Here is a 6,197-nt window from a genome sequence, read left to right as displayed (position 1 = left end):
GGAAGGACCGGCCCGATCTCGATGAGACCACCGTTGTCGCAGCGCTGGCGCAGTTCGACGACCTGTGGAAGGCGCTCATACCGGCCGAGCAGGCGCGCATCGTCCAGCTGCTGGTCGCGCGCATTACGGTATCCGTTCCATCTCGACAGGCAGCCCCCGTCGTCGAAGTCAACAGCTTTGCATCGACCGAAACCATACGATTTCAAAAGGTTGCGTGAACTGAACCTTTGCGCGTCCAGTCAACAGGTCCGGAGAATATCGGCCCTGAGAGACTGCTTCCGGGCCTCCTGGCGGCGGGGCCGGTGCTCCGCCCCTCCCGCATAACCCTCGAATATAACGAAAAAATCCGGCCGGAGCCGGATCGGGAGAACGCTTTCGCGAGGGCAAATGGCGGAGGGGATGGGCCTGCCGTCGAACCTTCTCCATGCGGCGGCATGTTTCCTCAGGGCCAGACCGCTGGTCCGATCAACGACGGGTGAAGGGCGGCGAGCACGGTCCACAGCGCGAGGGCGGCGACCAGCCGCAAAGGCCAGCGGTCGGGCCAGGTCGGGCGGTGGGCGGTCAGGCGCGCCCACGCGGCGTGGCCGAGCTCGCGCCGGCGGCGCCGGTCGATGATCGCCATGCCCAGCAGGGCAAAGGCGCCGAGGCCGGCGAACATCAGCGCATGGGCCAGATCAACGTTGGCCGTCAGGTGCCCCGCCGCCCAAAGGACCAGCGCGGCTAGCCAGGGGTGGCGGACGATTCCGACGATGCCGGGCCGAGCGGGAACGAAGCGCGCATTGCGCCAGCCGCCGAAGGACAGCGGGTTGGGGGCAAGGGCCGCAAACGCCACCAGCAGGCAGGCTGCCAGCATCGCCCCCTGCGCGGCCGCGCGGGCCCAGGGCGCAGGATCCCACAGCGCCACCACGGGCGCCTGCCCGGCCGCCGCGATAAGCCAGGCAAGCGCCGCGACCGAGACCGCACTGTAGAGCACCGCGAAGCCGAACGCGCCCAACCGGGCCACCAGCCGCGCCTTGACGGCCGGGCGCACCGGCAGCGCGTGGCTCAGCAGGAACGCCGCCCAGGCCGCGGCATAGGGGCCCCAGCCGCTCATCCCCGCCCCGACGCTGCCTTGACGCCCTGCCGCGGCCGGGTCAGCGGCACCCAGTAGAGCAGCGCAAAACCGCCGAAAGCCAGGATCCAGCCGGTCGCCGCAAGGTCGAGCAGCCCCGGCGCCTGCGGCCAGAGCGCCTGCGCCGGCCGGGCCAGCGCCGCCGCGATCAGCGCCAGATAGAGCGCCGTGACGCCCCGGCCCGCGGTCAGCGGTCGGCCCGTGTGCCCTAGGCTGGCCCGCGTCATCACCGCCAGCGTCATCAGCCCGACGGCGCCCGCCAGCCACAGATGCCGCGCGCCGGCATCCGGCATCCAGCCCGCCGCCGCCGCGGCGACGCCCAGAAAGCCGAGGCCGACGAAGGCGAAGCCCGCGTGCAGCACCCAGACCAGCGGCTCGGCGCGGGCGCGCCAGCCCTGCCAGCGCGCCAGCCGCCCGACATTCGCAGCCCCTGCCGCCAACGCGGCAAGAGCGGTCGCCGGATGCTGCGGCAGGGCGACGAAAAACCCCAGCGCCAGCGCGGTCAGCGCCAGCGCCGCGGCATCGAGGCGGTCCGGCGGCGCGGGCAGCCGCGGGCTCTGCCGCGCGGCCAGCCAGTTGCGGGTGAAGCTGGGCACGATCCGCCCGCCGATCAGCGCGATCAGCATCACGGTGCCCGCCAGCCCCAGCCTGAGCCCCGCGCCCTGCGCCGCCCCGCCGGCCTGCGCCTCCAGGTGGAACAGACCCTGTCCCAGCGCGACCAGCCCGATCAGCCCGACGACCGGCAGGTTGCGCCAGTTCCGACCCGCTGCGATCTCGCGCGCGAGCGCGGCCAGCAGCGCGACCGGCAACGCCAGATCGAGCGCCAGCACCGCCCAGGGAGACAGGCCCAGCGGCAACGTCGTCGCCGCCCGCCCTGCGAGCCACAGCGCCGCCAACCCTGCCAGCGGCCAGCCGACGATCGGCAAACGGCCGGTCCAGTTCGGCACCGCCGTCAGCGCAAAGCCGACGATCGCGGCCGAGGCATAGCCGAAGAGCAGCGCATGGGCGTGCCAGTCGGTCGGCGCGAAGGGGCCTTCAAGTCCGATCCAACCCGCGAGATGCGCCAGCCAAAGGCCCATCGCCGCGGCGGCCCAGATGGCCCCCAGCAGGAAGAAGGGGCGGAACCCGTAGCTCAACACCGCCGGCCCCTCCCAGGCTCGGCTGCGGCTCATCGTCGTGGTCATCGGACAACACCCTTTCGGACAAGATCGGCAAGCCTCAGCATCGGCGCGCGCCCAGGGTGCGGGGGTCGCGCAGGTCCGGCCAGGCATCGGCCAGCCATAGCCCGAACCCTGCCGCCCAGGCCAGCGCCGCCAGACCGTGGGCGGGCCCCGGTGGCCAGGGCATCAGCCCCATCTCGGGCAGCGCGCGCAGCAGGCTGGCCAGCACCACCAGCCCGAGGCCGGCCCGGCTGCGTCCGGGCAGGCCCAGCGGTCGGCCGCAGTGCAGCCGGCCGGCGATGCACAGAACCGCCAGCACACCCAGGCCCAGCCCGCCCATGAACGCCAGATGCAGCGGTGCGGCCTCGGCCCAGGGCGCGCCCAGCCGCGCCGCGCCGAAGGCCAGCAGACCCGCCCCGGCGAGTGCCGCCGAACCGGCGAGCGCCAGAACCTCGGCGCGCAGGGCCTCGGGCCCGATGAAGGCCTCGGCAACGCGGTCGAGGAAGGCGGCGCCCGCTGCGATCCACAGAAAGCCGAGGACGGCGGGCGAGAGGCCCAGACCCTCTCCCGCCACGGCCAGCGCCACCAACCCCGGGGCGAGGTTGAGCCGGCCGGGATGCGGGCGGAAGGGGCTGGTGGCCTCGGTCGGGTCGAGGACCAGATTGGTCACTGGCACGGTGATGCGCGCAAGCGCAAGGCCCAGCAGGCCGAGATACAGGAACCCCGAGACCCGCAGCGCCTGCGCCGCCGGTTCCGGGTGGGCCGTCAGCATCGCCGCCTTGGCCGCGCCTGCAGCCAGCCCCAGCGCCAGGAGCCAGGCCAGGAAAGCCAGCAACCGGTCGCTGCGCCGCTGCCACGAGATCCGCGCCAGATAGGCCGCAAGCCCGGCGAGCCAGACGAGATCGGCCAGGATCACCGGGGCCAGCGCGTCCCACCCCGTCAGGCCCGGCAGGCGCGCAATGGCCCAGACCCCGGCCAACCTCCACAGTGGGCGGTGCTGCAGGCGCGGGGTGTCGGTCCATTCCGGCGCGGCGGTGGTCAGAAACCCGATCAGCGCCGCGCCCCAGGCCCCGAAGATCATCTCGTGCGCGTGCCAGACGGCCGGCGGCACTTGCCCGGACGGCAGGTCGAACGCCCAAATCCAGACCCACCACAACGGCCAGAGCGCGGCGAAGAGCGCGGCGAGCGGAAAGAAGATGCGGAACCCCTCGTCGCCCAGGACCGCCCGCAACGGCAGCGGCGGAGGCGGCGCCGGGGGCGGCCCGCGCAGGTCGGGGATCGCGCTCATGCCCGGCGCCTTTCGTCCACGTCGTGGACATGGGCGAAGGCGGGATCGCGCGCCAGCCAGTCCTGCACGGTGGCGAAGACTGCCGCATCCGACCGCGCCCCCGGCGCGCCCGGCACATCGCGAACCCCGCGCAACCCGCGGCCCTGCGCATCCAGCACCGCGATCCGGTGGGCGATCCGCGCCGCCTCGGCCAGGTCATGGGTGATGAACAGGGCCCCGAACCGGGCTGCCGCCGCGGCGGCGACGACCAGATCCTGCATCCGCCGTTTCAGCGCCACGTCGAGCGCGGTGAAGGGTTCGTCGAAGAAGACGAAATCCGGCGCCGGGGCGAGCGCCCGGGCGATGGCGACCCGCTGGCGCATCCCGCCCGAGAGTTCGACGGGGTATTTCGGCAAGTCCTCGGGCTCGAGTTCCGCCAGCGCCGCCGCCTCGGCCACCCGCGTCGCGCGCGTGGCCCGCGGCCAGCGGGCGAGCGTCAGCGACAGGGCGATATTGGCCTCGGCCGTGGCCCAGGGCAGCAGCCGCGGCTCCTGAAAGACCATGGCGTGGCGGGCGTAGCCGCGCGCGATGCGCCCCTCGCGCGGTTCGATCAGCCCGGCGGCGATATGGGCCAGCGTGGACTTGCCGCAACCCGAGGGGCCGACCAGCGCCACCACCTCGCCCGGCGCGATCCGCAGCGAGACGTCCGACAGCACCGTGCGGCCGAAGAAGGCATGGCCGATGCGCGACAGGCTGAGCGCGCTCATCGCTTCACCCCCCAGGGCTGCGCGGCCTCGCGCCAGCGTTCAAGCTCGGCCCGGACGGGCCGGATCAGGCCGTATTCCACGCAGACCAACGCCGCGACGGCCAGAAGCACCCAGGCCAGCGCCAGCGAGATGTCGAGCATGGCGCGGGCGCGCGCCAGCTCGCCGCCGATACCGCCGGCATTGGCCAGAAGCTCGGCCATCACCGCGACCTTGAAGGCGGTGCCGAGCGCCAGCGCCAGCGCGGGAAAGACATGCGCCGCCATCTGCCGCGCTGCGACATGGACGAAGCAGCGCAGCGGACCCGCGCCGAAGGCCTGCGCCATCGTGTCGAGCCCGCGGTCGCGCGTCGCTATCCCCTCGGCCGCGCCGACAAAGACCATCGGCGTCGCGGCGATCAGGATGGTGGCGGCGACGGTAGCGTTCGAGGCGCCGAACCAGATCATCGCCAGCACGATCCAGGCGATGGGCGGCACGCCCAGCATGACGGTCAGAAGCGGACGCGCAAGCCTGAGCGTGGCCGGCGAATAGCCCGCCGCGAGCCCTGCCAGCATCCCCCCACCCGCCGCCAGGGCAAAGCCCAGAAGCGCCCGCTCGGTGGTCAGCCAGAGTTTCGCCCAGGCCCCCGGATCGCCCAGCAGCCCGCGCGCCGCGGCCAGCGTGGCCAGCGGGCTGGGCAGGATGAAGTCGCCATAGGCCTCGTGCCCAGCCTGCCAGAGGGCCGCCAGCAGCGCCAGCGCCGCCAGGCCCGCCCAGCCCGACCAGAGGAACCGCCCCAGCCGCGCGGCGCGGTCGGCCAGCCCCGCGGCCAGCCCCGCGACCGGCCCGGCGACCGGCCCGGTGCGGGGCGGCCGGGTCGCCGTTGCCGGTTGCGCGCAGACGAAGGGGGCGGTTCCGTCCATCACAGCGCGTAGAACCCGTCGTCGGGCAGACGACCGCCGATGATCGCGGGGTCTGCGGCGGCCATCAGGCCCAGCATCGCCTCGATCGCGGGCCGCGCCGCGGTCGCCGGTGTCGCGGTCAGGTTGCAGTGCGGGATCGAGGCCGCGAGCACCGGCGCGGGCTGGTCGAGCGGGCCGCTCGCCGCCGCGGCGGCTGCGGCCGGATCTGCCAGAACTGCGGCGGTCGCGGCGGCGAGCGCGGCATGCAGTGGCGCGATCAGGGCGCCATGGGCCTCGGCAAAGGCCCGCGTCACCGCCAGCCCCGCCTGCGGCACGACCGGCCCGAGGCCGGTCAGCGCCCCCCACTCGGCCTGGATATCGACCGCGCGCGCCATCGGCCGGCCTGCCTCGCGGCCGCGCAGCACGGCCACCGTCGCCGCCGGTTCGGACAGCAGCGCCGCGTCGATCCGGCCCGCAAGCAGCATCTGCGCCGCCTCGACCGGGGTGCCGGTCGCTACGAGTTCGGGCGCCAGCCCGTGATGCGCGATCAGGGTGCGCAGGATGAAGTCGGGCGTGTCGTTGACGAAGGGCACGGCCAGCCGCTTGCCGGTCAGCGCCCCCAGCCCGGCCGGCGTGCCCTCGGGCGCCACGATCGACAAAAGCCCGTTGGTCATCACATTGACCAGCCGCAGCCCCATGCCGCGCGTGTAGAGATTGGCCGCCGCCTGCACCGGCACCACGCTGAGGTCGATCGCGCCCGAGGTCAGGCCCGCGCGCAGTGCGTCGGGGTTGCGCCAGACGGTCAGCGTCACCTCGCCGGCCATCCCGGCCAGCGCGCCCGAGGCGACGGCCTGCGCGAGGGTGATGGTGGGCCCTGCCGGGGGCCCGAAGAGCGCCAGCCGGGCTGCCGCGGCGCGCAGCAGGCCGGGCGCGGCCAGCGCCATGCCCCCGGCACCCAGCCCGATGAGAAGGTCGCGGCGGGTCGTCGTCGGATTTTTGGCTTGCATGACAGCC

General features: G+C 74.0%; 6 protein-coding genes and 1 pseudogene. 1 reads left to right on the top strand and 6 read right to left on the bottom strand.

What is annotated here, in order from left to right:
• Positions 1-218: pseudogene (locus tag ACK4IU_RS15870) on the top strand (hypothetical protein); the annotation flags it as partial.
• A 224-nt stretch (positions 219-442) separates the two neighbouring features.
• Here ACK4IU_RS15870 and ACK4IU_RS15865 read toward each other — a convergent pair.
• Genes ACK4IU_RS15865 through ACK4IU_RS15840 form a run of 6 tightly spaced genes read right to left on the bottom strand, consistent with a single transcriptional unit; the run spans position 443 to position 6,190 of the window.
• Complete coding sequence (locus ACK4IU_RS15865; RefSeq protein WP_409736938.1) at positions 443-1,093, bottom strand: NnrU family protein; 651 nt, start codon at positions 1,091-1,093, stop codon at positions 443-445.
• Complete coding sequence (locus ACK4IU_RS15860; protein WP_409736936.1) at positions 1,090-2,295, bottom strand: NnrS family protein; 1,206 nt, start codon at positions 2,293-2,295, stop codon at positions 1,090-1,092. Before ACK4IU_RS15860 ends, ACK4IU_RS15865 begins: the two co-directional genes overlap by 4 nt.
• A gap of 34 nt (positions 2,296-2,329) precedes the next feature.
• Positions 2,330-3,559 (bottom strand): NnrS family protein, encoded by a 1,230-nt coding sequence (locus ACK4IU_RS15855; RefSeq protein WP_409736934.1) that lies wholly within the window; start codon positions 3,557-3,559, stop codon positions 2,330-2,332.
• Positions 3,556-4,305, bottom strand: a complete 750-nt coding sequence (locus ACK4IU_RS15850) for an ABC transporter ATP-binding protein (RefSeq protein WP_409736932.1) — start codon at positions 4,303-4,305, stop codon at positions 3,556-3,558. The genes ACK4IU_RS15855 and ACK4IU_RS15850 overlap by 4 nt, the downstream gene beginning before the upstream one ends.
• A complete protein-coding gene (locus tag ACK4IU_RS15845; RefSeq protein WP_409736930.1) occupies positions 4,302-5,204 on the bottom strand; it encodes an ABC transporter permease in 903 nt (300 codons plus the stop codon). The genes ACK4IU_RS15850 and ACK4IU_RS15845 overlap by 4 nt, the downstream gene beginning before the upstream one ends.
• Entirely contained in the window at positions 5,204-6,190 is a 987-nt protein-coding gene (locus tag ACK4IU_RS15840) for an ABC transporter substrate-binding protein (RefSeq protein WP_409736928.1), read from the bottom strand. Before ACK4IU_RS15840 ends, ACK4IU_RS15845 begins: the two co-directional genes overlap by 1 nt.
• Positions 6,191-6,197 lie beyond the last annotated feature (7 nt).

The sequence above is a fragment of the Tabrizicola flagellatus genome (genome assembly GCF_046295235.1).
GTDB classification, from domain to species: domain Bacteria; phylum Pseudomonadota; class Alphaproteobacteria; order Rhodobacterales; family Rhodobacteraceae; genus Tabrizicola; species Tabrizicola flagellata_A.
Note: the sequence above shows the minus strand (reverse complement) of the source record. Positions and strands in the feature narration are given on the sequence as shown.

What these genes read in the sequence shown, in the direction of transcription:
- ACK4IU_RS15865 (WP_409736938.1), bottom strand. Translation starts at nt 1,093, where the DNA reads ATGAGCGGCTGGGGCCCCTATGCCGCGGCCTGGGCGGCGTTCCTGCTG.
- ACK4IU_RS15860 (WP_409736936.1), bottom strand. Translation starts at nt 2,295, where the DNA reads ATGACCACGACGATGAGCCGCAGCCGAGCCTGGGAGGGGCCGGCGGTG.
- ACK4IU_RS15855 (WP_409736934.1), bottom strand. Translation starts at nt 3,559, where the DNA reads ATGAGCGCGATCCCCGACCTGCGCGGGCCGCCCCCGGCGCCGCCTCCG.
- ACK4IU_RS15850 (WP_409736932.1), bottom strand. Translation starts at nt 4,305, where the DNA reads ATGAGCGCGCTCAGCCTGTCGCGCATCGGCCATGCCTTCTTCGGCCGC.
- ACK4IU_RS15845 (WP_409736930.1), bottom strand. Translation starts at nt 5,204, where the DNA reads ATGGACGGAACCGCCCCCTTCGTCTGCGCGCAACCGGCAACGGCGACC.
- ACK4IU_RS15840 (WP_409736928.1), bottom strand. Translation starts at nt 6,190, where the DNA reads ATGCAAGCCAAAAATCCGACGACGACCCGCCGCGACCTTCTCATCGGG.